This is a genomic window from Streptomyces sp. NPDC006512 (genome assembly GCF_040611935.1).
Classification (GTDB): Bacteria; Actinomycetota; Actinomycetes; order Streptomycetales; family Streptomycetaceae; genus Streptomyces.
In genome coordinates, this window is record NZ_JBEXPG010000046.1 from 11,707 (window position 1) to 37,785 (window position 26,079).

The window sequence follows — 26,079 nt, forward strand, 5'->3', positions numbered from 1 at the left end:
GTCACTTACCTCTTTCATCCAGAGCCAGGTCGAGCAGCGCGTCCAGGTCCATGTCGGAGAGTGCGTCCGCGTCCGCACCGGTGCCGGTGGCCGCCGCTTCCGCCGTGTCCGCGGCGCCGTCCGGCCGGGTCGGGTCGGCGCACGCCAGGACCAGTTCCAGGAGGCCGGCGCTGCGCAGGCGGTCGACGGGCACGGTCCGCAGCACTTCGCGGATCCGCGCGTCCTCGTCCGCGGCCGGGTCCGCCGCGGGGCGCAGCAGGCCGAGCAGGTGCCGGCCCAGCTCGCGCGGTGTGGGGTAGCTGAAGACGAGCGTGGACGCCAGGCGCAGTCCGGTCGCGGCGGCCAGCCGGTTGCACAGTTCGACCGCGGTCAGCGAGTCGAATCCGAGCTGGGTGAACGGCTGGTCGGCGTCGACGGCCGCGCTGGAGGGGTGTCCGAGCACGATGGCGGCCTGGTCGCGGACCCAGTCCAGGAGGGACGCCTGCGCCTCGTCGGCCGGGAGGGTGCCCAGCCGGGCGGGCAGGCCGGCCGGGCCGCCGTCCTGGGGGGTGCCCGTCTTGTTCCGGCGGGGGCGGCCGCCGTCGGCGAGGCCGCGCAGGAGCGGCGGCAGTTCGTCGGCGGTCTTCTTCCGCAGCGCGGTGACGTCCACGCGGGCCGGGATGAGGACCGGCTTGCCGGACGCGTACGCCGCGTCGAACAGGGCCAGTGCCTCGGCCGTCGGCATGGCGTCGATGCCCATCCTCCGGAGCCGGGAGAAGTCGGCCTGGTTCAGGTCCCCGGTCATGCCGCTGCTCTGTTCCCACCAGCCCCAGCACAGTGAGGTGCCGGGGAGACCGGACGCGGTGCGCCGGGCCGCCAGACCGTCCAGGAAGCCGTTCGCTGCGGCGTAGTTCGCCTGTCCAGCGGTGCCGAGCGTGCCCGCGAGGGCGGAGAACTGGATGAACGCCGACAGGGTGTGTCCCCCGGTCAGTTCGTGCAGGTTGACCGCGCCGCCGACCTTGGCGCGCAGGACGTGGTCGACGCCCTCCGCGGTCAGCGACGCGACGGTGCCGTCCGCCAGCACGCCGGCCGCGTGCACGACCGCCGTCAGCGGGTACCGGCCGGGCATGTCCGCGAGCACCTCCGCCAGGGCGGCCCGGTCCGCGACGTCGCAGGCGACGACCCGGACGGCGGCGCCCGCTCCCTCCAGGTCCGCGACCAGTTCGCGGACCCCTTCGGCCGCCGTTCCCCGGCGGCTCGCCAGCACCAGGCTGCGTACTCCGTGTCCGGTGACGAGGTGCCGCGCGACGAGGGAGCCCACTCCCCCGGTGCCGCCGGTGACCAGTACGGTCCCGCCGCCGAATCCGCCGCCCACGTCGAAGACCAGCTTGCCGATGTGGCGGCCCTGGCTCATCTCGCGGAACGTCGCGCGCGCGTCGCGGATGTCGCGGACGGAGACGGGGCTCAGCTCCAGGCGTCCGTCGGCGAACAGCTCCATGACGGCCCGGAACATGTCGTGGATGATGTCCGTGCCCGCCGAGCCGTAGAGGTCGAAGGCCTCGTAGTGGACTCCGGGGTGGTCGGACGCCACCTGCCGGGGCTCGCGGATGTCCGTCTTGCCCATCTCGATGAAGTGTCCGCCCCGGGGCAGCAGCTCCAGCGAGGCGTCGACGAAGGCGTGCGCGAGGGAGTTGAGGACCACGTCGACGCCGTCGCCGGCCGTGGAGCCGAGGAACTTCTCCACGAACTCCAGATCGCGCGACGAGGCCAGGTGCGCGTCGTCCAGCCCCAGGGCGCGCAGGGCGGGCCACTTGGCCGGGCTCGCGGTGGCGTAGACCTCGGCGCCGACGTGCTTGGCCAGCTGGACGGCGGCCATGCCGACGCCGCCCGCCGCGGCGTGGACGAGGATGCGCTGTCCCTTCTCCAGCCGCATCACGTGGAAGAGCGCGTAGTAGGCGGTGAGGAAGGTGCTCGGCACGGACGCCGCCTCGGCGTGGCTCCATCCGTCGGGGACGGCCGTCAGCAGGCGGTGGTCGGCGACGGCCACGCGTCCGAAGGCGCCGTTGAAGATGCCGGTCACCCGGTCGCCCGGTGCGAAACCGGTCACGTCGTCGGCCGTCTCCAGGACGACGCCGGCGCCCTCGCTGCCGAGTCCGGCGTCGAAGGCCGTCCTGTCGATGAGTCCCAGGGCGATCGTGACGTCGCGGAAGTTGAGGCCCGCGGCCTGTACGGCGATGCGGACCTGCCCGCTCGTCAGGGGTGCTTCCACCTCGGGGCACGGCACCCACGTCAGGTTCTCCAGGGTGCCCTTCTTCGGGATGCCCAGCCGGTGGGCGCCGTCCGCCGGCGGTTCGAGCCGGTGGTCCGCGGGCTGGGCCGGCGCCATGCGGGGGACGAGGGGGGCGCCGCCGCGCAGCGCGAGCTGCTCCTCGCCGAGGGCGACGGCGTCCGGGACGGCTGCCCAGGAGGTCTCCTCGTCGTCGACGTCGACCAGGCGGAACCTGCCCGGGTGTTCTGTCTGCGCGGAGCGGACCAGACCCCACACGGAGGCGCCGGGCAGGCTTTCGACGCCCTCCCCCGCACCGGTGGCGAGGGCCAGGCGGGTGAGGACGACCAGGGTGGATCCGGCGAGCCGCTCCTCGGCGAGGAACCGCTGCAGCAGGTCCAGTACGTGCTTGTCGGCGTCGCCGACCGTGGTGAGCAGGTCGGGCCCGGCGGTGACGACGTCGTCCAGGCAGAGGACGACGTGCCGGGGGGCGTCCCCGGAGAGGACCGCGTCGACGGAGGTGTGGAGCGTGGCGCTCCCCCGGGCCGTCCCGGCGAGCCGGGAGGCCTGGCCGTTCTCGGCGCCGACGACGGCCCACGGTCCGCGGCCGGTTTCCCGCGCGGCCCGGGGGGCCGGCCGCCATCGCACCTCGTACAGCTGCCGTTCCCGGCCGCCGGGCGCCGAGCGGACCTGCTCGGCGCGGGCGGGCCGGAAGGCGAGCGCGTCGGCGCGGGCGATCTCGCGGCCGTGCCCGTCGGCGACCGTGAGGGACACGACGCCCTCGCCGGACGGGGTGATGCGGACCTTCACGGTGGGTCCGCACTCCCCGGAGAGGTGCACGCCGGACCACGAGAAGGGCATCCAGCCCTGCTCTCCCGTGACCTCGATGACGCCGCCGACGACGACCGAGTGGAGCACGGTGTCGATCAGCGCCGGGTGCAGGGCGAACCCGCCCCCGGCCGTGCCGTCGGCGCCCCCGGCGTCCTCGGGCAGGGTGGCGAGGGCGAAGAGGTCGTCGCCGCGCCGCCAGACCTCGCGCAGTCCGCGGAACGCCGGGCCGTAGTCGAAGCCCGCGTCCACGAGGGAGTCGTAGAGGCCGTCGAAGCCCAGCCGTTCGGCCCCGGCGGGCGGCCACACGGCGAGCGCGTCCGCGCCGTCGGCCCCTTCGGCGGCCGGCGGTGTGCCCGGTGCCAGGTGGCCCGTCGCGTGCCGGGTCCAGCCGCCGGTGGTCGCGGCGTCCTCGGCGGGGCGCGAGTACACGTCCAGCGGGCGGCGTCCCGTTCCGTCCGCGGCGCCGACGACGATCCGCACCTGTACCTCGCCCGGGTCGGGGAGGACCAGCGGGACTTCCAGGGAGAGTTCCCCGACGGCCGCGCACCCGACGTGGCCGCCCACCGACAGCGCCAGATCCAGGTAGGCCGTCGCCGGGACGACGGCCGCACCGAACACGGCGTGATCGCCGAGCCAGGCGTGGGTCCGCAGGGACCACCGGTCGGTGAACACCACCTCGCCGGTGCCGGGGTGGTCCACGACGGCGCCCAGCAACGGGTGCCCGGGGGCCGACAGACCGGCGGATGCCACGTCCGTCTGCTCCGTCCCGGCCAGGAAGTCCATCCAGTAGCGCTGCCGCTGGAAGGCGTACGTCGGAAGGTCCACGCGCGGGTGCGTGCCGGTCAGGGCGGCCCAGTCCACGGACCCGCCCCGGACGTGCAGTTCGGCCAGTGCGCCGGCCAGCGCGCGCGCCGGGCCGCGGCCGCGCCGCGACGAGGACACGACGACCGCGTCGTGCACGCCCTCGGCGGCGAAGGCGTCCTTGGTGAGGCCGGCGAGCGTCGATCCCGGCCCGACCTCCAGGAAGACGTTCGCCCCGGCCTCACGCGCGCGCTCCACCGCGGCGTGGAAGCGCACGGGTTCGCGGACGTGGTCCACCCAGTGCCCGACGGACGTCAGCTCCTGGAGCGTGGCCTCGCGGCCCGTCCTGGTCGAGATGACCGGGACCGTCAGCTCGCCGCCCCCGGGGAGGGCGTGGAGCGCCTGCGCGAACTCCTCCAGGACGGGGTCCATGAGCGGGGAGTGGAACGCGTGGGCGACGGGGAGCAGCTTCGCCGACCGGCCGTCGGCGACGAGGCGGTCCCGCAGGTCGTGGACCTCGTCGCGCAGGCCCGACACCACCACCGATTCGGGGCCGTTGACGGCGGCGAAGCCGACCCGGGCGTAGCGGCCGAGCAGCGTGCCCACCTCGGCTTCCGAGGCGCGGACGGCCAGCATGGCGCCGGGCTCGGTGACGGTCTGCATGACCCGTCCGCGAGCGGCGACGAGCCTGGTCGCGGTGTCGAGGCCGAAGGCGCCGGACACGTGGGCGGCCGCGATCTCGCCGACGGAGTGGCCGATCAGGTGGTCCGGCGGCGGGCAGTACCGGGTGATGAGCCGGTACAGGGCGACTTGGAGGGCGAACAGCGCCGGCTGCATGACGTCCGTGCGCCCGGCGGGCCCGGCGGGGTCGGCGGGCTCGGCGGGCTCGTCCGCGAGGAGCAGGGGCTTCAGGGCGAAGGGGAGGTGCGCGTCGAAAGCCGCGCAGACCTCGTCGAGGCTCTGCGCGAAGACGGGGAAGGTGTCGTACAGCTCCCGTGCCGCGCCGGTCCACTTCGCTCCCTGGCCCGGGAACATGAAGACGGACCCGCCCGGTTCCCCGGCCGCGCCGCGCACCACCGCGGGGGATTCGGCGCCCTCGCCCAGCGCCGTCAGGGCGGTCAGGAACTCGTCCCGGCCGTGTCCCAGCAGCACCGCGCGGTGCTCGAACCGCGACCGGCCCGACACGAGGGACGCGCCGATCGCGGCGGCGTCCGCGTGCGGGTGGGCGGCGACGAACTCGCGCAGCTTCTCGGCCTGCGCCCGCAGGGCCTGCTCCGACCGCGCCGACAGCACCCACGGCACCGGGCCGGCGGCGCCGGCCGGCACGCCGTCGGCGGCGTCGGGGGCGCTGTCGGGGCCGGTGCCGGGGGTTGTCTCCTCCTCGGGGGCCTGTTCGAGGATCAGGTGGGCGTTGGTGCCGCTGGCCCCGAAGCTGGACACGGCGGCCCGCCGGGGGCGGCCGGGCGCGCTGGTCCACTCCCGGGCCTCGGTGAGCAGTTCCACGGCGCCGGCCGACCAGTCCACGTGCGTCGACGGACGGTCCACGTGCAGCGTCTTGGGCAGTACGCCGTGCCGCATCGCCATGATCATCTTGATGATCCCGCCGACGCCGCCGGCCGCCTGCGTGTGTCCGATGTTCGACTTCAGCGAGCCCAGCCACAGGGGGTTGCCCGGGTCCCGGTCCTGCCCGTAGGTGGCGAGCAGCGCCTGGGCCTCGATGGGGTCGCCGAGCGTGGTGCCGGTCCCGTGCGCCTCCACCACGTCGACGTCGCCGGGCTGCACCCGGGCGTTCGCCAGCGCCGCCCGGATCACGCGCTGCTGCGCGGGCCCGCTCGGTGCGGTCAGGCCGTTGGAGGCCCCGTCCTGGTTGATCGCCGAGCCGCGGATCACGGCCCAGACCCGGCGTCCGTTGCGCCGTGCGTCGGAGAGCCGTTCGAGGACGAGCATCCCGACGCCCTCGGCGAAGCCGGTGCCGTCCGCGGCGTCCGCGAACGCCTTGCACCGGCCGTCCGGCGCGAGTCCCCGCTGCCGCGCGAACTCGCGGAACACCTGCGGCATCGCCATGACGGTGACCCCGCCGGCCAGCGCGAGGCCGCATTCGCCCTGCCGCAGCGACTGCACCGCCTGGTGCACCGTCACGAGCGAGGAGGAGCACGCGGTGTCGGTCGACACCGCCGGGCCCTCCAGACCCAGCGCGTACGACACGCGGCCGGACGCCACGCTCGTCAGGGAACCGGTCTGCGCGTACCCCGAGATGGCCTCGGGGGTCTGGAAGTGGTTGCCGTATCCGAAGTAGGCGAGACCGGCGAACACGCCGGTCCTGCTGCCGCGCAGGGTCTGCGGGTCGATGCCGGCCCGCTCCAGGGACTCCCACGAGGTCTCCAGCAGCAACCGCTGCTGCGGGTCGGCGGCCAGCGCCTCGCGCGGGTTGATCTCGAAGAACTCGGCGTCGAAGTCACCCGCGTCGGGCAGGAACCCGCCGGAGCGCGTGTAACAGGTGCCCGGCCGGTCGGGATCGGGGTCGTACAGGCCCTCCAGGTCCCAGTTGCGGTCCTCGGGGAAGTCCGACACCACGTCCGCGCCGGCCCGCACCAGGTCCCACAGTGCCTCCGGGGAGGCCGCGCCACCCGGGTACCGGCAGGCGACGCCCACCACCGCGATGGGCTCGGCGGCGGCCTCCGTCAGTTCCTTCAGGCGCTTGCGCGTCTCGATCAGCTCGATCGACGTCCGCTTGAGGTAGTCGAGGACTTCGGCGTTGTTGTCGTTGGTCATCGCTATCCCCTAGCCGAGCTCTCTGTCCAGTAGCGCGAGAAGGTCTCCCGCCGAGGCCGAACTGATCTGGTCGACGAGGCCGGCCGGTGATCCGGCGCCCGCCAGTGAACGGATCCGACCCTGCAGTTCGCCGAGCAGGGTGGAAAGGGTGTCCCGCTCCTCTTGAGCGAGCTGGAGGAAGGCGTCCTCCAGCCGGGCGCCCAGGCCCTCGATCTCGTTGGCCAGGTGGCCGGCGGGAGATTCCGGGGCCGCGGAGCCGGGTGTGACGGCCGCGTGCAGGAACTGGGCGAGGGCGCTCGGGTTCGGGTGGTCGAAGGCGATCGTGGCGGGCAGCTTCAGGCCGGTCACCGCCGAGAGCTTGTTCCGCAGTTCGAGCGCCGTGAGGGAGTCGATCCCCAGTTTCCTGAACGTCGCGGCCGGGCCGATCCTCTTGGTGTCCGGGTGGCCGAGCACGAGGGCGGTCTGCGTCCGGACGGCGTCGAGCAGGACCGCCTCCGCCTCGGCCGGCGGCAGCGTCGTCAGCTGCCGCGCGAGGCCGGTGCCGGTGGTGTCCCGGCCGGCCGGGCCGCCGGGTCCGGCGGGTGTCCCGGTCAGGGCGCGCAGGAGCGGCGAGGCCGCGCCCGCCGCCGCGGGGTCCAGGCGCGCGGGCACCAGTACCGGCTCGTCCAGGCAGACGGCCCGGTCGAAGAGCGCGAGGCCCTCCCGTGACGCCAGGGGCAGTACGCCCTGGCGTCGCAGGCGTACGACGTCGGTGTCGCCGATGCCGGCGACCATCTCGCTGCGTTCGGCCCAGAAGCCCCAGCACAGCGAGGTGGCCGGCAGTCGCTGGGCCCGGCGGGCTTCGGCGAGGCCGTTGAGGAAGCCGTTGGCCGCCGCGTAGTTGGCCTGACCGGCCGTCCCGAGGACGCTCGCGATCGAGGAGAACAGCACGAACGCGGACAGGTCCAGGTGCCGGGTCAGCTCGTGCAGGTGCCAGGCACCGCGCACCTTCGGCGCGAGGACCGCGTCCACCTGCTCCTCGGTCAGCGCCTCGACGACCCCGTCGGCCAGCACGCCCGCGCAGTGGACCACCGCTGTCAGCGGGTGCCCGTGCGGTACCGCGTCGACGAGTCCGGCGACGGACTCACGGCTCGTGACGTCGCAGGCCACGATCTCCACGTGTGCTCCGGCCGCGGTGAGCTCCTCCCGCAGCGCTGCCGCCGCCGGGGCCGCCGGGCCCCGCCGACTGGTCAGCAGCAGGTGGCGTACGCCGTGACGGTCCACGAGGTGCCGGGCCAGCATCGCGCCCAGGCCGCTGGTGCCTCCCGTGATCAGTACCGTCCCCGGCCCGAGGGCGGGAAGGTCCGCCGCCCCGCCGGGGGCTCCCCGGCCGGCGGAGGCGTCGCGGGCGCGTACCAGTTCCGGCGTGGTCACCTCGCCGGAGCGGATCTTGAGCTGGGGTTCCCCGGTGCCGGCCGCGGCCGGGACGGCCGCCAGGGACGCGGCCCGGCCGTCGGTGTCCACGAGCGTGAACCGGCCGGGGTTCTCGGTCTGCGCGGTGCGTACGAATCCCCAGACGGCGGCCGCCGCGGGGTCGGTGCGGAGCACCTGGCCGTCCTGGACCGCGTCCCGCGTGACGATGACCAGGCGGGAGTCGGCGAACCGGTCGTCGGCGAGCCAGTCCCGCGTCCACCGCAGCACGCGGTGCAGGTTCCGCCCGACGGCGGCGGGGGTGTCCGCGTCGTCCGCGCCCGCCGGGTCGAGGGCGGCGACGACGAGCGCGGGTACCGCGCCGCCGGACGCGGCGAGCGCGTCGAGGCCGGCGAAGACGTCCGTGTCCGGGGCCCCGGGGACCGCTCCGGGGTCGCCCAGCACCGCGTACCGGCCCGGGGTGGTACCCGCGGGGACCGGGAGGGGCACCCAGTCCACCCGGAACAGCGAGTCCTGGTCGTCGAAGCCCAGGGCCGTCAGCTCCTCGGCGTCCGCGGGCCGCAGGCTCAGCGAGGCGATGCCGCCGAGGGGGGCGCCGTCCTGGTCCGCGAGGGTCAGGGACAGCGCGTCCTCCCCCGCGGGCGTCAGCCGGACGCGCAGCGCGGCCGGCTCGGCGGGGTCCACGCGGATGCCCGTGCAGCGGAACGGGAGCCGGCCTCCGGGCCGGGAGCCGTCGGCGGTCCGCCCCAGGCCGGCCGGGAGCAGAGCGGCGTGGAGCAGCGCCGGGTGGATCCGGTACCGGCCGCCCGCGCCGTCGGCTGCGGGCAGCTCCACTTCCGCGAAGAGGGTGTCGTCGCGGCGCCACGCCTTGCGCAGGCCGCGCAGGAGGGGGCCGTGGCCGAAGCCGAGGGCGGACAGCCGGTCGTACTCGTCCTCGGCCGGGACGGCGGCCGCTCCGGGCGGGGGCCACGCGGTGAGGCCCTCCTCGGCGCGGGGGCGTCCGGCGCCGGACCCGGCGACGCCGACGGCGTTGCGCGTCCATGCGGGTTCGGCCTCGCCGCGGGAGTGCACGCTGATCGCGCCCTTGCCGTCGAGGACGACGCGGATCTCGCGTCCGGCCGTCCGGGACAGCACCAGGGGGGTTTCCAGGGTGAGTTCGTCGACGGCGTCGTGGCCCGCCCTGTGCGCCGCCCAGAGCGCCAGTTCCAGCAGCACGGCGGCGGGCACCAGGACGGCGCCGTGGACGACGTGGTCGGCGAGCCACGGGTGGGTTTCGAGGGACAGCCGCCCGCTGCCCACGACGCCGCCGCCGTCCCCGTCGTCGGGCAGGTCGATCGCGGCGTCGAGCAGCGGGTGGTCCGACGTGGTCCCGGTGGTGGTCTCGTGGGGGGTGTTCAGCCAGTAGCGCTGTCGCTGGAAGGCGTACGTGGGCAGTTCGACCCACGGGCGGTCCCCTTCGGGGAACGCCGTCTCCCACGCCACCTCGGCGCCCGCCACGAAGGCCTCGGCGGCCGACCGGTGGAAGCGGGTGAGGCCGCCCTCGCCGCGGCGCAGCGTACCCACGGCGGTGGCCTCGGCGCCCGCGGCGTCCAGGGTCTGTTCCACCCCGAGCGTCAGGACCGGGTGGGCGGACGCCTCGACGAAGAAGCGGAAGCCCTGGGCGGCCAGGGCCCGGGTCGCCTCCTCGAAGCGGACCGTCCCGCGCAGGTTGGTGTACCAGTACTCGGCGTCCATGACCGTGGTGTCCAGCCAGTCGGCGGTCACGGTGGAGAAGAACGGGACCTCGGCCGTGCGGGGCTCCAGTCCGGCGAGGACGCGGAGCAGTTCCCCGTGGAGCGCCTCCACGTGCGCGGAGTGCGAGGCGTAGTCCGCCGCTACCCGGCGGGCCCGCACCTCGTCCGCCTCGCAGGCGGTGAGGAACGCCTCCAGTGCGGTCACGTCGCCCGCCACGACGACGGAGGAGGGCCCGTTGACGGCGGCGACGGACAGCCCGTCGGTCAGGCGGGCGCGCACGTCCTCCAGGGGGAGTGCGATCGACGCCATGGCCCCGGTACCGGACAGGGTCAGGACGGCCTTCGCCCGGAGGGCCACCACCTTGGCGGCGTCCTCGATCGACAGGGCGCCCGCGACGCAGGCGGCGGCGATCTCGCCCTGCGAGTGGCCCACCACCGCGGCGGGGTGCACCCCGTGCGAGCGCCACAGCTCGGCGAGCGAGACCATCACGGCCCACAGCGCGGGCTGTACGACGTCCACGCGCTCCAGCGCGTCGGCGTCCCCGAGCACGTCGTGGAGGGACCAGTCGACGTGGGGCGCCAGCGCGTCGGCGCACTCGCGCATCCGGCGTGCGAAGACCGGGGAGGTTTCCCACAGTTCGCGGCCCATCCCGGCCCACTGGGCACCCTGGCCGGGGAAGACGAACACCGTCTTGCCGACGGGCTTGGCGACCCCGGACACCACGCCGGCGGCGCTGTCGTCGCCCTCGGCAGCGGCGGTGAGGGCGGCGAGGAGTCCGTCGCGGTCGGCGCCGATGACCACCTGGCGGTGGTCGAAGAGCGAGCGCGTGGTCACGAGCGCGTGTCCCGCGCCGGCGAGCGGCAGGTCCGCGTCCGCGGCCAGGGCGTCGCGCAGCCGCAGCGCCTGTCCGCGCAGCGCCTCCGCCGACCGGGCCGACAGCACCCAGGGCACGGACGCGGGGGCGGGGCGGGCCGGGGCCCGCTGTGGTACGGGGGCCGGGTCGGGGGTCTCGGGTGCCTGTTCGAGGATCAGGTGGGCGTTGGTGCCGCTGATACCGAAGGCGGAGACGCCGGCCCGCCGGGGACGTCCCGGTGCGCTGGTCCACTCCCGGGCCTCGGTGAGCAGTTCGACCGCGCCGGCCGACCAGTCGACGTGCGTCGTCGGACGGTCCACGTGCAGGGTCCTGGGCAGTACGCCGTGCCGCATCGCCATGATCATTTTTATGGTGGCGCCGACGCCGGCGGCCGCCTGGGTGTGGCCGATGTTCGACTTCAGCGAGCCGAGCCAGAGCGGGCTGTCCGGGTCCCGGTCCTGCCCGTAGGTGGCCAGCAGCGCCTCCGCCTCCAGGGGGTCGCCCAGCCGGGTGCCGGTACCGTGCGCCTCGACCGCGTCGACGTCGCCCGTCCGCAGCCCGGCATCGGCCAGGGCGGCCCTGATGACCCGGCGCTGCGCCAGTTCGTTCGGCGCGGTGAGGCCGTTGGAGGCGCCGTCCTGGTTGGCCGCCGAGCCGCGGATCACCGCCCAGATCCGGCGGCCGTTGCGCAGGGCGTCGGAGAGCCGTTCGAGGACGAGTACGCCCGCGCCCTCGGAGAAGCCGGTGCCGTCCGCGGCGTCCGCGAAGGCCTTGCAGCGTGCGTCGTCCGACAGGCCCCGCTGCCGGCTCAGTTCCACGAGCAGTCCGGGGGTGGGCATGGCCGACACGCCTCCGGCGAGGGCCAGGGTGGACTCCCCGGACCGCAGGGACCGTACGGCCTGGTGGACGGCGACGAGCGACGAGGAGCACGCGGTGTCGGTCGACACCGCCGGGCCCTCCAGGCCCAGTACGTACGCCACCCGGCCCGAGGCCACGCTGGCGTTCGTCCCGGTGAGGGCGAAGCCCTCCACCTCGGCGGCCGCCCCGCCGCCCATCCGCGGGCCGTAGTCGACGGCGTAGATCCCGGTGAACACGCCGGTCGCCGAACCGCGCAGTCCGGCCGGGTCGATGCCCGCCCGCTCCAGCGCCTCCCACGACGTCTCCAGCATCAGCCGCTGCTGCGGGTCCATCGCCAGGGCCTCGCGCGGGCTGATGCCGAAGAACGGCGCGTCGAAGTCCGCGAGACCGTGCAGGAACCCGCCCGAGCGCGTGTACGTGGTGCCGGGCGCCTCGGGATCGGCGGCGTACAGCGCCTCCAGGTCCCATCCCCGGTCCTGCGGGAAGCCGCCGATCGCGTCCACCCCGTCGGCCACGACCCCCCACAGCCCTTCGGGGGACGTCACGCCGCCCGGGAAGCGACACCCCACGCCCACGACCGCGATCGGCTCGCGGGCGGAATCCTCCAGCTCGCGCACCCGCTCGCGCAGCTCCTGCGCGTCGCCGACGGCGCGTCGCAGATAGGACCGGAGCTTGTCGACATCCTCCACCAGGACCTCCCCCTACGGTTTCTTGAAAGAACGGGTGCGGCTACGGGTGCGGCTACACGTATCCGCGGTCGATCAGTGCGTACAGATCGTCATCGCTGTGGTGTTCCGGGCCCGTCCCCTCCGCGGCTTCCGGGACCCGGGGCGCCTGCGGGGGCGTCTCCGGGGTCTCGGGCTCCTGCGGCCGGAGGAGGGAGAAGAGCCGGCGGGCGAGGGCTTGCGGGGTGGGGTAGGTGAACGCGACGGTGGCCGGGAGCCGTACTCCGGCCGCCGGGGCGAGCCGGTTGCGCAGGGCCACCGCCAGCGAGGAGTCGAAGCCCAGGTACTTGAAGGTGTCCGTCGGCCTCGCTTCCAGGCCGGCGCCCGTCAGGTCCGTGCCCTTCGCCCGCAGCAGCGCCGCCGTTTCCGCGCACACGAGGGTGAGGACCGCGGCTTCGGAGTCCAGGTCCGCGGCCCGGGTGCCCGTCCCGGGTCCGGCCGCCCCCGGTGCGCCCGCCCGGGCGGAGGAGCCGTTCGTGGCGCCGCCGTCGTCGGGCGCCGTCAGCCAGTACCGCTGCCGCTGGAAGGCGTAGTGCGGCAGGCCGATCCGGCGCGGGCGGTCCGCGGCGAACACCGCCTCCCAGTCGACCGGCACGCCGCGCACCCACAGCTCGGCGAGCGAGGCCAGGACCCGGCCCGTGCTCCCGTCGTGCTTGTACAGGGTGCCCGCCACCACCGGCGAGGCCGCCAGCGCGTCGGCGGTCTCCTCGACCGCCACCTGGAGCACGGGGTGGGGGCTGATCTCGACGACCGTGCCGTGTCCGTGTTCGATGACGCGCCTCATGGCCGCTTCGAACCGGACGGTCTGCCGCAGGTTGCGGAACCAGTAGGCCGTGTCCAGTTCCGCGGGGTCGATCAGGTCGCCGGTCACCGTCGAGTAGACCGCCACCGGCGAAGGGCCGGGGGTGATCCGGCCGAGCCCGTCCGTGAGCCGGTCCTCCAGCTGGTCCAGCAGCGGCGAGTGGCCGGGGACGGTCGACTTGATGAGCCGGGCGCGCACGCCCCGGGACTCGCAGGCCGCGACGAGCTCTTCGACGACCGCGCTCTCGCCGGAGACCGTGGTGGAGTTCGGGCCGTTGACCGCGGCGATCCCGACCCGGGCTCCCCACGGCTCCAGCAGTTCCCGTACCTGCTGTTCGGGCAGCAGGATCCCGGCCATGCTGCCCTGTCCGGCGACCGTGGCGAGCAGCCGGGAGCGCAGGGCCACGATCTTGGCCGCGTCCGCCAGGGTCAGGACGCCCGCCGTGCAGGCCGCGGCGATCTCGCCCTGGGAGTGCCCGATCACCGCGTCCGGCGTCACCCCCAGGGAGCGCCACACCCGCGCCAGCGACACCAGCATCGCGAACAGCGCGGGCTGGACGATCTCGATCCGCTCCATCCACCCGGCCGGCTCCGCGCCGGTCACCACGTCCACCAGCGACCAGTCCACCCAGGGCTCCAGGGCCCGCGCGCACTCGTCGATGCCGTGCCGGAAGACCTCCGACTCGGCGTACAGCCGCCGGCCCATGCCGAGCCACTGCGACCCCTGGCCGGGGAACACGAAGACGACCGGACCCGCCGTTCCGGCGGCCGCCCCGCGGACCACCGTCGCCGCGTCATCGCCCGCCGCCAGCGCGTCGAGGCCTGCCAGCGCCTCCTCGCGGCCGGCGCCCAGGACGACCGCCCGGTGGTCGAACAGCGACCGGGTCGACACCAGTGAGTGGCCGACGTCGGCGGCCGACAGCGAGGCGTCCGCGGCCAGCAGGTCCCGCAGCCGCGCCGCCTGCTCGCGCAGGGCCGGCTCCGACCGCGCCGACAGCACCCACGGCCGCACCGCGGAACCGCCCGCGGAGGCCGCGTCCTCCCCGGCGGGGCGGGGTTCCGTCCGCTGCTCGGGGGCCTGTTCGAGGATCACGTGCGCGTTGGTGCCGCCCATGCCGAACGCCGACACCCCCGCGCGTCGCGGCCGGCCGGGTTCGCCCGGCCAGGGCCGTGCGGCCCGCGGGACCTCGAAGTCCTCGTGGAAGTCGGGGATGCCGGGGTTGGGGGAGCGGAAGTTCAGGCTCGGCACCAGCCGGCCGCGGTCCACGCAGAGGGCCGCCTTCACGAAGCCGACCATGCCGGCGGCGGGCTCCAGGTGCCCGACGTTCGTCTTCGCCGAGCCGATCGCCAGGGGGCGGCTGCGGCCGGTCTCCCGGAACACCCGGCGCAGGCCGGAGATCTCGGCCGGGTCGCCCATGCGGGTGCCGGTGCCGTGGGCCTCGACGTAGTCGACGCTGTCGAACGGTACGGCCGCGCGGTCGAGGGCGGCCAGCACCGCGGCCGCCTGCCCTTCGGGGCTGGGATCCGGCATCCGGGTGGAGGCGCCGCCGTTGCCGACGCCCCAGCCGCGCACGACCGCGTAGACGTGGTCCCCGTCGGCGACGGCGAGGTCGAGCCGCTTCAGCACGACGAACGCCCCGCCCTCGCCCCGGGCGAAACCGCCGGCCCGCTCGTCGAAGGTGAAGCAGCGGCCGTCGGGCGACAGGGCGCCCAGGTTCGCCAGCGCGCCTCCCGCTTCCGGATCGGTGATCAGGTGGACGCCGCCCGCGATCGCCATGTCGACCGCGCCGGCGCGTATCCGTTCGCACGTCAGCGCCAGCGACACGAGCGAGGAGGACTGGCCCGAGTCCGCGCAGAAGCTCATGCCGCGGACGTCGAACAGGGCCGAGATGCGGTTCGCGATCAGCGCACCGCTCGATCCGAGCGCGGCGTAGTGGTCGTCCCGGTCGCTGCCGGACAGCTTGCGGAGCAGGTCGTACCCGGAGGGCGCGGTGGCGACCACGACGTCGATCTCGCGGCCCGCGAGCGCGCTCGCCGGGACGCGGGCGTCTTCGACGGCCTCCCAGGCGAGTTCCAGCCCCAGCCGCTGCACGGGGTCCATGGCGGCCGCCTCCGCCGCGCCCGTGCCGAAGAACTCCGCGTCGAACCCGTCGACGGAGTCGAAGAACGACCCCGACCTCAGGGTGTCCGCGTCCGGATGGGACGTGTACGCCGAGCCGGCCGCCCGGTGGTCGGGGAACTGTCCGACGGTCGACTTCCCGTCGGACAGCAGGCGCCAGAACTCACCCAGGTCGTTCACGCCGGGAAAGCGGCACGCCATCCCGATGACGGCGATGCCGGCGGCTGCGCCACTCATACGAATTCCTTCCGGTTCCCTCGGCTTACGGCTCGTGCGGGCTGAACTGCTCTCACCGCCGGCCGGCCAGCAGCGTCAGCAGCTCGTCCGGCGCGTCCATGAAGTCGTAGTGGCCGCCGTCGACGACCCGGATCTCGACCGAGTCCGAGTACCGGCGCCAGCCCTCCAGCTCCTCGGCGCTCACGTCGGGGTCGTCGCGCCAGTGCAGGACGACGATGGGGCAGTCGATCCTGACCGGCTCCGGCCGCCGGTAGGCACCCGCGGCGGCGTGGTCGCGGAGCAGCACGAACATGCCCATGTCGATCATGTCCGGCCGGGGTTCGATGCCGCGGCCGCGGAGGAACGACTCCAGTTCGGCGCGCAGCTCGGGCTCGGTCATGGTGAGCATCCGGTCGCGCGAGGCGTCGTGCGGGGCGGGCTGGCCGGACACGTAGAGGCGGTCCGGGCCGGGCAGGCCGAGCTCGGCGAGCCGGAGCACGGTCTCGTACGCCGGCAGCGCGCCCGCGCAGTGCCCGAAGAACGCGAAGGGCCGGTCGAGCAGCGGCTCCAGCGCTTCGGCCAGGCCGGCGGCCAGGTTCTCGTAGGTGCCGTAGTGGGGGTGGCCCAGCCGGTTCTCGCGGCCGGGGAACTGGACCGGGCAGACCTCGGCGTCGCCGATCGCGGCCGGCCAGGCGCTGAAGGCCGACGCCCCGGACCCGGAGAAGGGCAGGCAGAAGATCCGGGCGGGGTGCTCGGCGGCCCCCGGCCGGACGAACCACGGTGAGGCGGCGGTGGTGGAGCCGGTTGTCATGGCGTCTGTCGTTTCTGGCCGACGATGGGGAGGTGGGTCATTCCGGCGATGAAGTACGAACGCAGGTGCTCCGGTTCGCCGGCGAGCTCGATCGACTCGAACCGCCGGAGCAGTTCCTCGAAGAAGACGCGCAGCGTCATGCGGGCCAGCGGGGCGCCGATGCAGAAGTGCGGTCCGAACCCGAACGCGGCCTGGCGCTTCGCGCCCTCCCGCGTGATGTCGAAGGTGTGCGGGTCGGGGAACAGGGTCTCGTCGCGGTTGGCCGACCCGATCCACGCCACGACCGCGCCGCCGGCCGGGATCGTGCCCCCGCCGATCTCGACGTCGTCCACCGCGTACCGCATGAAGTTGCAGGCGGCCGACGTCCAGCGCAGCCCTTCCTCGACCAGGTTCGGTACCAGCGACAGGTCGGCCGCTGCCTTGTCGAACTGTTCGGGGCGCTCGATGAGCGCCTGCACGGTGCCCGAGACGGTGTGCGGCGTCGTGACGTTGGCGCCGAGGAGGATGCTGTAGCCGTCGAGGGCGATCTCCTCGTCGTCCAGCGGTTCGCCTCCCGGGCGGACGCTCATGAGGTGGTGGAGGAGGCTGTCGCCCTCGTCCCCGGTGTCCCGCCGCTCCTTGACCCAGTCCTTGACGTAGGTGACGAGCTCGTGGTGGGAGATGGCCAGCGTCGCGGCTTCGCTGCCCAGCCGGAAGTGCGGGTCCGAGGGGGCCGTCACCATCGCGGTCAGCCGGACGAGCTCTTCCCAGTCCTTCTCCGGTATCCCGAGCAGCGGGCCGGTGACCAGCGCCGGGAGGAGCAGTGCCTGCTCGGCGAGGTCGAAGGTGCCCCCGTCGAGCGCCGGCTCCAGGAAGCGCACGACCGTCGCGCGGATCCGGTCCTCCCAGGCCTTCACCGCGCGCGCGGTGAGCTTGGAGCCGAGGGGCCGGCGGACCTCGGTGTGCCGCGGCGGGTCGGTGGAGGTCATCAGCACGCCGGCGGCGACGTCGTCCGTCCCGAGGTGGGTGGGGACGGTGCCGCGCTCGGAGGTGAACTCCCGGTGGTCGCCGAGCACGCGGCGGACGTCCTCGTACCGGGTCACGGACCAGAACTCGCGGCCGTCCGGCAGGACCTGGTGGTGCAGGGGCGTCTCGGCCCGCATCACGTCCCAGACCGGGTGCGGATCGCCCGAAGCGTAGAGGTCCAGGTCGAACAGGTCGACGTCGTCGAGGTCGATGTCGCGCCCGGGACCCGGCGTCAGTCTCACGCCGCGGCCCTCCCCTGCTCGATCAGCTCGGCGACCCGGGCCGGGGTCTGGGCCAGGTAGAAGTCGCGGACGGACAGCTTGACGCCGTAGTCCTGCGCCACCCGCTCGATGATCTTGATGCCGATCAGCGAATTGCCGCCGCGCACGAAGAAGTCGTCGTCCACCCCGACCTCGCCGGAGGTGAGGAATTCCCCCCAGAGCTCCGCGATCTCCTGCGCCAGCGGCACCGGCGCGCCCGGAGGCGCGTCCTGTCGCTGCGACGTCTCGTCCTGTCCACCTCGCGGGTGGAGCACCTGCGGCGACGATTCCATTGCCCGTTTTCCTTCCTCCGCCGACCGGGAATGCCCGCTCGCGTCCTTTTCGGTCCCGTCCCGGTCCGTCATCGCCGTGACGGGCGCTGCGGCCCTTCACGCTGTCCCGCCGGCGAGACGAATTCTTCGAATGGCCGAATGGAGCGTCGCGTGAATGCGCGTCCGCGCACACCGCATCGGCGGTGTCCGGCGTTTCACCGCCCGCGGGGTTGAGAGTGGACCGGCCGGCCTGCATGCCGGCGCCCGGAGCAGCCGCCCGTCCCGCCGGCGGGACAGGCAAGCGCGGCTGCGGCCCGTCCCGTACCGGCCCCGGCGTTCCTTGACCGGCTGATCCGCGTTCAGTGAACGTGGGGGTGATTCAACGACGTTAGAGGCGCAGTGGAGTGAGGGGGAACGACGTGGGACACACCGGCATGGATGCGGACGTGGTGATCGCGGGGGCCGGGCCGACGGGCTTGATGCTCGCCTGCGAACTGCGGCTGGCGGGCGTCGAGGTGGTGGTGCTGGAGCGGCTCGCGGAGCGGACGGGCGAGTCGCGGGCCGGTGGAATGCATTCCCGGACCCTTGAGGTTCTGGACCAGCGCGGAATCCTGGACCGTTTCCTCGACGTCGGCGAACCGCAGCCGGTGGGCCATTTCTCCGGCCTTTATCTGGAATTCGACGAGCACGAGTCCAGGCACCCCTACCCGCTGATGATCCTGCAGTCCGCGATCGAGCAGCTGCTGGAGGAGCGGGCCGCCGAGCTCGGCGTGCGGGTGCGCCGCTCGTCCGAGGTGTGCGGGATCCGCCAGGACGAGGACGGCGTGACGGTCGAACTGCGTACGCCGCAGGCGCCGCCCTCGACGCTGCGCGCCCGCTACCTCGTGGGCTGCGACGGCGGGCGCAGCACCGTGCGCAAGCTGGCGGGCATCGACTTCCCCGGTACTGCGGCGACGATGACCGCGCTGATCGGCGACGTCGAGCTCCCCGGTCTGACCGAGGACTACGTCTGGGTGCGGCGCTGTGCGGGCGGTGACTTCTCGGCGATCGCCTTCGAGCCGGGCTGGTTCCGGGTGATCACGTCCGAGTACGACCGCGTCGTGGACCGCGACGAGCCCACGACGTTCGAGCAGCTCCGGGAGTCCCTGGTCAGGCTGGCGGGCACCGACTACGGCATGCGCGCCCCGCGGTGGGTGTCCCGGTTCAACGACGCCGCGCGGCAGGCCGCCCGGTACCGGCAGGGCCGGGTGCTGCTGGCGGGCGACGCGGCCCACATCCACTTCCCGGCCGGCGGGCAGGGGCTGAACATGGGCGTCCAGGACGCGTTCAACCTCGGCTGGAAGCTGGCCTCGGTCGTGAACGGCCGGGCGCCGGAGGGCCTGCTGGACAGCTACCACGCCGAGCGTCACCCCGTCGGGGAACGCGTGCTGCACAACACCAGGGCGCAGTCCGCCCTGGCCCGCCCCGGCCCGCAGACCGACGCGCTGCGCGACGTGTTCAGCGCGCTCATGGTCTCCGACGACGTCAACGGGTACCTGCGGGGCATGCTGACCGCGCTGGACATCCGGTATCCGGTCGACGGCGACCACCAGCTGGCGGGCCGCCGGGTCCCCGACGCCGATCTCAAGACGTCCGTCGGTGCCACCCGCGTCTACGAACTGCTGCACGCCGGCCGCCCCCTGCTGCTCGACCTGGGCGGCGGCGCGGCGGTGGCGGCCGCCGAGGGCTGGGCCGATCGCGTCGACCTCGTCGAAGCGCGGAGCGAGGACGGCTTCTGGCCGGTCCCCGTCATCGGCGAGGTGCCCGCGCCGGCCGCGGTGCTCGTCCGCCCCGACGGCCATGTCGCCTGGGCGGCCGACGGCGCGCCCGACACCTCCGCGCTGCGGGCCGCCCTCACCACCTGGTTCGGTCCGGCCCCGCGGGGGTGAGGGAGGTCCGGTCACGACGGCGGCCGCGGGGACCCGGTGGGTCTGCGCGGCCGCCGTCGTGGTGCGGGCCGGACGGTCACGCCCGCTTGTCGAACGTGGAGACCGCCCACGCGTAGCCGAGGAGGGCGAGCCCGGCGCACCAGGCGACGGCCGCGATCACGTCACCGCTCGACACGCCGCCGAGCAGCAGCCCGCGCAGCGTCTCGACGACCGGGGTGAAGGGCTGGTACTCGGCGAACTGCCGCACGCCGGCCCCCATCGTGGCCGCGGGTACGAGAGCGCTGCTCAGGAACGGCAGCATGATCAGCGGCACGGTGGCCAGGCCCGCGGACTCCGCGGTCTTCGCGGCCAGTCCCAGGGCGACGGTCAGCCAGCCGGCCGCGAAGCTGACCAGCACGATGACGCCGAAGACGGCGAGCCAGTCGAGGGCGCTCGCGGACGGGGCGAAGCCCATCGCGAAGGCCAGTCCGAGGATCGCCGCGCAGGACACCAGGCAGCGCACCGTCGTGACGACGACGTGGCCGGTGAGCACGGAGCCGCGGGAGACGTCCATGACCTTGAGCCGGTTGATGACGCCCTTGGTCATGTCGTCGTTCACGGCCGTCGCGGTGGCGACCAGCCCGTGGCTGACGGCCATCACGAGCAGGCCCGGCGTCGCGTAGTCGACGTAGTCCTCACCGACGCTGAACGCGCCCCCGAACACCTTCACGAACATGAGCATGATCGCGATGGGGAACAGGACCGCGTTGAACATCACGACCGGGTTCCGCGCGGTGTGCCTCAGGTTGCGGCGCAGCATGATCGCCGAATCGGCCAACGACGTCGGTACGGTGCTCACCGTGAGTTCGCCTCCTTGCCCTCGTACGCGGGTTCCGCCCCCTCCGGTCCCGTCCGCCCGGTCAGGGCGAGGAAGACGTCGTCGAGGTCCGGTCGGTGGACCGAGAACTCCTGGGCGTCGACCGCGTGGACGTCGAGCCGCTCCAGCAGGGCCCGCACCGACTTCGTCTCCCCGTCGCTCGGCACCCGCAGGGTCAGCTCCTCGTCGTCCCGCGCGGCCTCGACCAGGATCCGGGCCGCCGAGTCGAGTTCGTAGAGGTCGGCGAACCGGAACCGGACGTGGGTGCCGGGCATGCGGCGCCTGAGCGCCTCGGGGGTGCCCCGGGCGGCCAGGCGGCCCTGGTGGAGCACCGCGACCTGGTCGGCGAGCTGGTCGGCTTCCTCCAGGTACCGGGTGGTGAGGAAGACGGTGGTGCCCTCGGACACCAGCTCGCGGACGATCCCCCACATCGTGCGCCGGCTGCGCGGGTCGAGGCCCGTCGTCGGCTCGTCCAGGAAGATCACCTCCGGGTCGCCGACCAGCGTCATCGCCAGGTCCAGCTTCCGGCGCATGCCGCCGGAGTAGGCCGACGCCCGCTTCTCGGCCGACTCCACCAGGTCGAAGCGCTCCAGCAGCCGCGTGACGAGCCGGGCGGCCGCGGGCACCCGCCTGAGGTCCGCCATCAGCCGCAGGTTCTCCCGGCCCGTCAGCAGGTCGTCCACGGCGGCGGACTGGCCGGTCACCCCGATGGCCGCGCGGACCTTCCCGGTCGCGGTCGCCACGTCGTGCCCGGCGATCCGCACCGTTCCGGCGTCCGCCCTGATCAGCGTCGTCAGGACGTTCACCGTCGTCGTCTTGCCCGCCCCGTTCGGGCCGAGCAGGGAGAAGACCGAGCCCTCGGCGACCTCGAAGTCGATGCCGTCCAGGACGGCTTTGTCGCCGTACGCCTTCCGCAGCCCCGACACCGAGATCGCCGAGGTCCTCATGCGCGCGCCGCCCGCTCCCGGTCGCCGGCGCTCTGGGCCTCGATGACGTCCAGCACCTCGCGGCCGGCGTCGACCAGGTACATGTGGTCCCCCGGGAACTCCACGTAGGTGAAGCCGGCCGTGGTCGCCGCCCGCCACTGCCGTGCCTCCTCCGCGGTGACCAGCCCGTCGACGGCGCCGCGCAGCGAGCAGACCGGCACCGTCACGGGCGCGTCGGTGCTCGGTACGTACGCCTCGTGCATCTCGCAGTCGGCCTGGAGCACGGGGAGGATCAGTTCGCGCATCTCGGGGTGGTCGAGGGCCTCGTGCCTGAACCCCGCGAACTCCTCGACCCTGGCGAGGAACTCCTCGTCGGGCAGGCCCGCCGCCCGCCGCTCGCGCTGGGTCCAGGGGCCCGGCGAGCCGCTGACGACCAGCCGCTCGACGTGCACGCCCCGCGCGGTCAGCAGGTGCACCAGCTCGTACGCGAGCACCGCGCCCAGGCTGTGCCCGAACAGCACGACCCGAGCCCCTTCGCCGAGGTCCGCGACGACGTCGTCGACCGAGCCCTCGGCCGCCTCGACGACGTTGCGGTACGGCTCCTCCATGATCCGCCGCTCCCGGCCCGGCAGCTCGACCGAGGTCACGCGCCACCGGCCGGCGGCCAGCTCGCGCCACGGGTGGAAGAACGAGGGACCCGCTCCCGCGAACGGCACGCACAGCAGCGTGGTCTTGTCCCCGTGTTCCGCGGACATGCCGGGTTCTGTCATCCCGACCAACCCCAATCTTCCGTTCGGTGGTTCGTTGACGTGGCCGCGGGGATCCGGGCTCCGGTCATCGCGCGTCCGCCAGCTTGCGGTTGAGGACCTCGAAGACCTCGGACACGGGTCCGGGCAGGTTCATCTCGTGGTGCGTGGCGCGCACGTCGTGCTCCTCGATGGTCCCGAGGACGTAGGGCCGCCACAGGTGGGCGTACATGTCGTCCTTGAGCGTCGCGTGGAAGAACACCACGTCGCCCCGGTAGACCGGGGATTCCCAATCCATCATGAGGTTCGTGTTGTTGGCGAGGACCTTCGACATGTTGTCCAGGAAGTCCTGCTGGTTGCCGGTGCCGATGTACTGGCCGAAGAACTCCTCCAGTTCCCCCCGGTAGTCCGCCACGGTCTTGTTGCGGTGGATGTCCGTCCAGCCCTGGCCGCCCGGCTGGGAGTCCAGGATGGCGGTGAGGGCGATCTCGTGCCCGCGCCGGTCGAGCCCCTCCGCGATGGCCTGGACGAGGGTGCCGCCGTAGGACCAGCCGACGAGGTTGAAGGGCCCTTCCGGCTGGACCTTCAGGATCTCCTCGATGAAGTGGTCGACCATCTCCTCGATCGAGTCCACCAGCGGTTCGACGCCGTCCGCGCCGCGGGACTGAAGCGCGTAGGCCTGCCGGTCCTTCACGTGCGTCACGAAGCTGAAGTACGCCCAGCCCAGACCGCCTCCGCCGTGGAAGAACCACAGGGGCTTCTTGCCCGTGCCGGGGTCGCTGTTCAGCGGCAGCACGACGCCGAAGGGGTTGGCGACCTCGTCGGGGACGGCGCCGGCGAGCAGCAGCGCGGCCAGCTCGGCCACGGTGGGGAACTTGATGATCGTCCTGAGGGGCAGGTCGACGTCGAAGTCCTTGCGGATGCGGACGCTGAGCCGGGTGGCCAGGAGCGAGTGGCCGCCGAGCGCGAAGAAGTCGTCGTCGACGCCGACGTTCTCCTTGCCGAGCAGCTCGCGGAAGACGGCGCACAGCTTCTCCTCGAAGGAGTTGCGCGGCGCCTGGCCGGCCACGGCGGGCGTGTGCTCGGACGGCAGTGCCTGCCGGTCGAGCTTCCCGTTCGGCGTCAGCGGGATCTCGGTGAGCGGGATCAGCGCGGACGGCACCATGTACTCGGGCAGCCGCCCGCGCAGGTGCTCGGACAGCTCGGCGAGCAGCGCGTCCGCCGCGCCGGCCGCCGCGCCCGCCTCGGGCACCACGTAGCCGACGATGCGCTTGTCGCCCTGCTGGTTCTCGCGCACCACGACGGCCGCCTGGGCCACGGCGGGGTGTCCGGCCAGCACGTGCTCGATCTCGCCCAGTTCGATCCGGAACCCGCGGACCTTCACCTGGTGGTCGGTGCGCGCGATGTACTCCAGGAGGCCCTGCTTGTTCCACCGCACCAGGTCTCCGGTGCGGTACATCCGCGCGCCGGCGGGTCCGAACGGGCAGGGCACGAACCGCTCCGCGGTCAGCTCCGGCCGGTCCTGGTAGCCGCGGGCCACGCCGGCGCCGGCGATGTACAGCTCGCCCTGCACCCCGCGCGGAACCAGACGCATCCGCGGGTCGAGGACGTACACCTGGGTGTTCCCGATCGGCGAGCCGATCGCCACGCCCGCTCCCGCCTTCAGCGGCGCCGTGGTGGACCACGTCGTCGTCTCGGACGGGCCGTACCAGTTGCCCACTTCGGCGGCCTGCTCCGCCAGCGTCTCGGCCAGCCGTACGGGGACGGCCTCCGCGCCGGTGATGATCCGCAGGCCCTTGGCGGCCTCCGGCTCGTGCGTCAGCAGCATCTGCCAGAAGCCGGGGGTGGCCTGCACCACGGTGACCTCGTGGCGTCGCAGCAGCGCCACCACGGCCGACGGGTCGGTGACGGCTTCCTTCTTCGCCAGGACCATCGTCGCGCCGGAGACGAACGGCAGGTACAGCTCGGTGTTGGCCATGTCGAAGGAGACCGTCGTGCTGAACAGCATCCGCTCCCCCGGCGACAGCGGGAACCGGCGCCGGGTCGCGGCCACGAAGTTCGCCACCGCGCCGCGCGGGATCGTCACGCCCTTCGGGGTGCCCGTCGAGCCCGACGTGTAGATCACGTACTGGGTGTTCTCGGGGTGGACGCCCACCTCGGGCGGCGAGTCCGGGTACCGGTCGAAGTCGGCGGCGGCCAGCGCGTCCGCGTCGAGCACCAGCACCGGCTTCGCCTGTTCGAGGACGAAGTCGATCCGGGAGCGGGGGTGGTCCGGGTCGACCGGAACGTAGGCCCCGCCGGACTTCAGCACCGCCAGCAGCGCCACCAGCAGGTTCGCGGTCCGGGGCAGGCACACGGCGACCAGTGACTCGGGCCGCACGCCGCGGCCGACGAGCCAGTGCGCCAGCCGGTTCGAGCGCGCCTCCAGCTCCCGGTAGGTGAGGGACTCCTCCTCGGCGATGACGGCGAGCGCCTCCGGGGCCGCCCGCACCTGCCGCCGCACGGCCTCCACGAGCCCGCCGTCCAGGGTCGGCTCGGCGGTGTCGTTCACCTCCTCCAGCAGCCGCTCCCGCTCGCCCGCGATCAGCACGTCGACGTCGGCGACGAGCACGCCCGGATCGGCGGCCAGCTGCTCCAGGACGCGCGCGTACCGGGCGGCCATGTCCTCGACCGTGTCCCGGTCGAAGAGGTGCGTCGCGTACGAGATGTCTCCCCGCAGCGCCCCCGACTCGTCCGTGGTCATGCTGAAGAACACGTCGACCTGGGTGGTCGCCAGGAGGGCCTGGCGGTACTCCACGTCGAGGCCGTCGAGCTCCAGGGACCACTTCTCGGTGTTCTGCCAGCCGCACATCACCTGGAAGATCGGCCGGTAGGCCGCGGAGCGGTCGGGGTTGAGCTGTTCGACCAGCACCTCGAACGGCACGTCCTGGTGCTCGTAGGCCGTCAGCGCCTTGTCGCGGACCTGGGCGAGCAGGTCCGCGAACGTCAGGTCGCCGGAGAGGTCCATGCGGATGACCAGGTTGTTGACGAAGCAGCCGATCAGGTCGTTCAGCGCTTCGTCGGTCCGGCCGGCGATCGGCGTGCCGATCGGGATGTCGTCACCGCCTCCGAGCTTGCTCAGCAGCACGCCGAGCGCGGCCTGCATGACCATCGACATGGTCAGCCCGCGCCCGTCGGCCAGCTTCTGCAGGCCGTTCATCACCTGCGCGCCCACCGGGATGGCGACCGCGTCGCCCTCCGTGCCCGCCTCCACGGACCGCGGGCGGTCCAGCGGCAGGTTGAGCGGCTGCGGCACCCCGTCCAGTTCCCGGCGCCAGTACGCGATCTGCCGCGCGCCGAGGCTGTCGGGGTCCGCCAGGTCGCCGAGCACCTCGCGCTGCCACATCGTGTAGTCCTTGTACTGCACGGGCAGCGGCTCCCACCGCGGTGCCCGGCCGGCGCGGCGGGCGTTGTAGGCCGCGGCCAGGTCACGCGCCAGCGGTGCGCCCGAGCTGCCGTCCGAGGCGATGTGGTGGATGACCAGCACCAGGACGTGCTCCTCGGGGCCGGAGCGCAGCAGGCGGGCCCGCAGGGGGATTTCGGCCGTCAGGTCGAACCAGTGCGCGACGGTCTCGTCGACCGCGGCGGAGACGCCCTCGGGCGTCACCTCGGCCACCGGCACCCGCACCTGCTCCCGCGCCCGCTCCGTCGGCAGGATGTGCTGGTAGGGCTCGCCGTCGTCGTCGGTGAGGTAGGTGGTGCGCAGGATCTCGTGCCGGTCGACGATGTCGCGGAGCGCGGCGACCAGGGCGTCCTGGTCCAGTTGCCCGGTCAGCCGGAACGCCGCTGAGATGTTCCAGGTCTCCGCACCCTCCAGCTGGTGCAGGAACCACGTACGACGTTGCACAAATGACAGCGGAATCATTGGTTC

Annotated in this window: 11 protein-coding genes; 1 reads left to right on the top strand and 10 read right to left on the bottom strand. The window is 73.8% G+C overall.

Annotated features, from left to right (window positions below; translation table 11 throughout):
* Window position 1 precedes the first annotated feature (1 nt).
* Genes ABZZ17_RS27965 through ABZZ17_RS27990 form a run of 6 tightly spaced genes read right to left on the bottom strand, consistent with a single transcriptional unit; the run spans window position 2 to window position 17,734 of the window.
* On the bottom strand, window positions 2–6,649 hold the full coding sequence (locus tag ABZZ17_RS27965) for a type I polyketide synthase (protein ID WP_356879806.1): 6,648 nt from the start codon (window positions 6,647–6,649) through the stop codon (window positions 2–4).
* A gap of 9 nt (window positions 6,650–6,658) precedes the next feature.
* Entirely contained in the window at window positions 6,659–12,193 is a 5,535-nt protein-coding gene (locus ABZZ17_RS27970; protein WP_356879808.1) for an SDR family NAD(P)-dependent oxidoreductase, read from the bottom strand.
* 52 nt (window positions 12,194–12,245) lie between these two features.
* Window positions 12,246–15,386 (bottom strand): acyltransferase domain-containing protein, encoded by a 3,141-nt coding sequence (locus ABZZ17_RS27975; protein WP_356879810.1) that lies wholly within the window; start codon window positions 15,384–15,386, stop codon window positions 12,246–12,248.
* A 52-nt stretch (window positions 15,387–15,438) separates the two neighbouring features.
* Entirely contained in the window at window positions 15,439–16,176 is a 738-nt protein-coding gene (locus tag ABZZ17_RS27980) for an alpha/beta fold hydrolase (protein ID WP_356879812.1), read from the bottom strand.
* A complete protein-coding gene (locus ABZZ17_RS27985) occupies window positions 16,173–17,423 on the bottom strand; it encodes a cytochrome P450 (RefSeq protein ID WP_356879814.1) in 1,251 nt (416 codons plus the stop codon). Before ABZZ17_RS27985 ends, ABZZ17_RS27980 begins: the two co-directional genes overlap by 4 nt.
* Entirely contained in the window at window positions 17,420–17,734 is a 315-nt protein-coding gene (locus ABZZ17_RS27990) for a phosphopantetheine-binding protein (protein WP_356879816.1), read from the bottom strand. Before ABZZ17_RS27990 ends, ABZZ17_RS27985 begins: the two co-directional genes overlap by 4 nt.
* A gap of 398 nt (window positions 17,735–18,132) precedes the next feature.
* Between ABZZ17_RS27990 and ABZZ17_RS27995 the strand changes: the two genes are divergently transcribed.
* Complete coding sequence (locus tag ABZZ17_RS27995; protein ID WP_356879818.1) at window positions 18,133–19,641, top strand: FAD-dependent monooxygenase; 1,509 nt, start codon at window positions 18,133–18,135, stop codon at window positions 19,639–19,641.
* 76 nt (window positions 19,642–19,717) lie between these two features.
* Here ABZZ17_RS27995 and ABZZ17_RS28000 read toward each other — a convergent pair whose 3' ends face one another.
* The 4 genes from ABZZ17_RS28000 to ABZZ17_RS28015 all read right to left on the bottom strand — a co-directional run bounded on the left by ABZZ17_RS28000 (window position 19,718) and on the right by ABZZ17_RS28015 (window position 26,073).
* Complete coding sequence (locus ABZZ17_RS28000; RefSeq protein ID WP_356879820.1) at window positions 19,718–20,479, bottom strand: ABC transporter permease; 762 nt, start codon at window positions 20,477–20,479, stop codon at window positions 19,718–19,720.
* Complete coding sequence (locus ABZZ17_RS28005; RefSeq protein ID WP_356879822.1) at window positions 20,476–21,444, bottom strand: ATP-binding cassette domain-containing protein; 969 nt, start codon at window positions 21,442–21,444, stop codon at window positions 20,476–20,478. Before ABZZ17_RS28005 ends, ABZZ17_RS28000 begins: the two co-directional genes overlap by 4 nt.
* Window positions 21,441–22,178: an alpha/beta fold hydrolase gene (locus ABZZ17_RS28010; RefSeq protein WP_356879824.1), complete on the bottom strand. Its 738-nt coding sequence runs from the start codon at window positions 22,176–22,178 to the stop codon at window positions 21,441–21,443. Before ABZZ17_RS28010 ends, ABZZ17_RS28005 begins: the two co-directional genes overlap by 4 nt.
* Before the next feature lie 79 nt (window positions 22,179–22,257).
* Complete coding sequence (locus ABZZ17_RS28015; protein ID WP_356879826.1) at window positions 22,258–26,073, bottom strand: amino acid adenylation domain-containing protein; 3,816 nt, start codon at window positions 26,071–26,073, stop codon at window positions 22,258–22,260.
* Between the last annotated feature and the right edge of the window lie 6 nt (window positions 26,074–26,079).

Bases quoted from the DNA above. Each gene is read 5' to 3' on its own strand.
- ABZZ17_RS27965 (WP_356879806.1), bottom strand. From the start codon at position 6,649: ATGACCAACGACAACAACGCCGAAGTCCTCGACTACCTCAAGCGGACG.
- ABZZ17_RS27980 (WP_356879812.1), bottom strand. From the start codon at position 16,176: ATGACAACCGGCTCCACCACCGCCGCCTCACCGTGGTTCGTCCGGCCG.
- ABZZ17_RS27990 (WP_356879816.1), bottom strand. From the start codon at position 17,734: ATGGAATCGTCGCCGCAGGTGCTCCACCCGCGAGGTGGACAGGACGAG.
- ABZZ17_RS28010 (WP_356879824.1), bottom strand. From the start codon at position 22,178: ATGTCCGCGGAACACGGGGACAAGACCACGCTGCTGTGCGTGCCGTTC.
- ABZZ17_RS28005 (WP_356879822.1), bottom strand. From the start codon at position 21,444: ATGAGGACCTCGGCGATCTCGGTGTCGGGGCTGCGGAAGGCGTACGGC.
- ABZZ17_RS28015 (WP_356879826.1), bottom strand. From the start codon at position 26,073: ATGATTCCGCTGTCATTTGTGCAACGTCGTACGTGGTTCCTGCACCAG.
- ABZZ17_RS27975 (WP_356879810.1), bottom strand. From the start codon at position 15,386: ATGAGTGGCGCAGCCGCCGGCATCGCCGTCATCGGGATGGCGTGCCGC.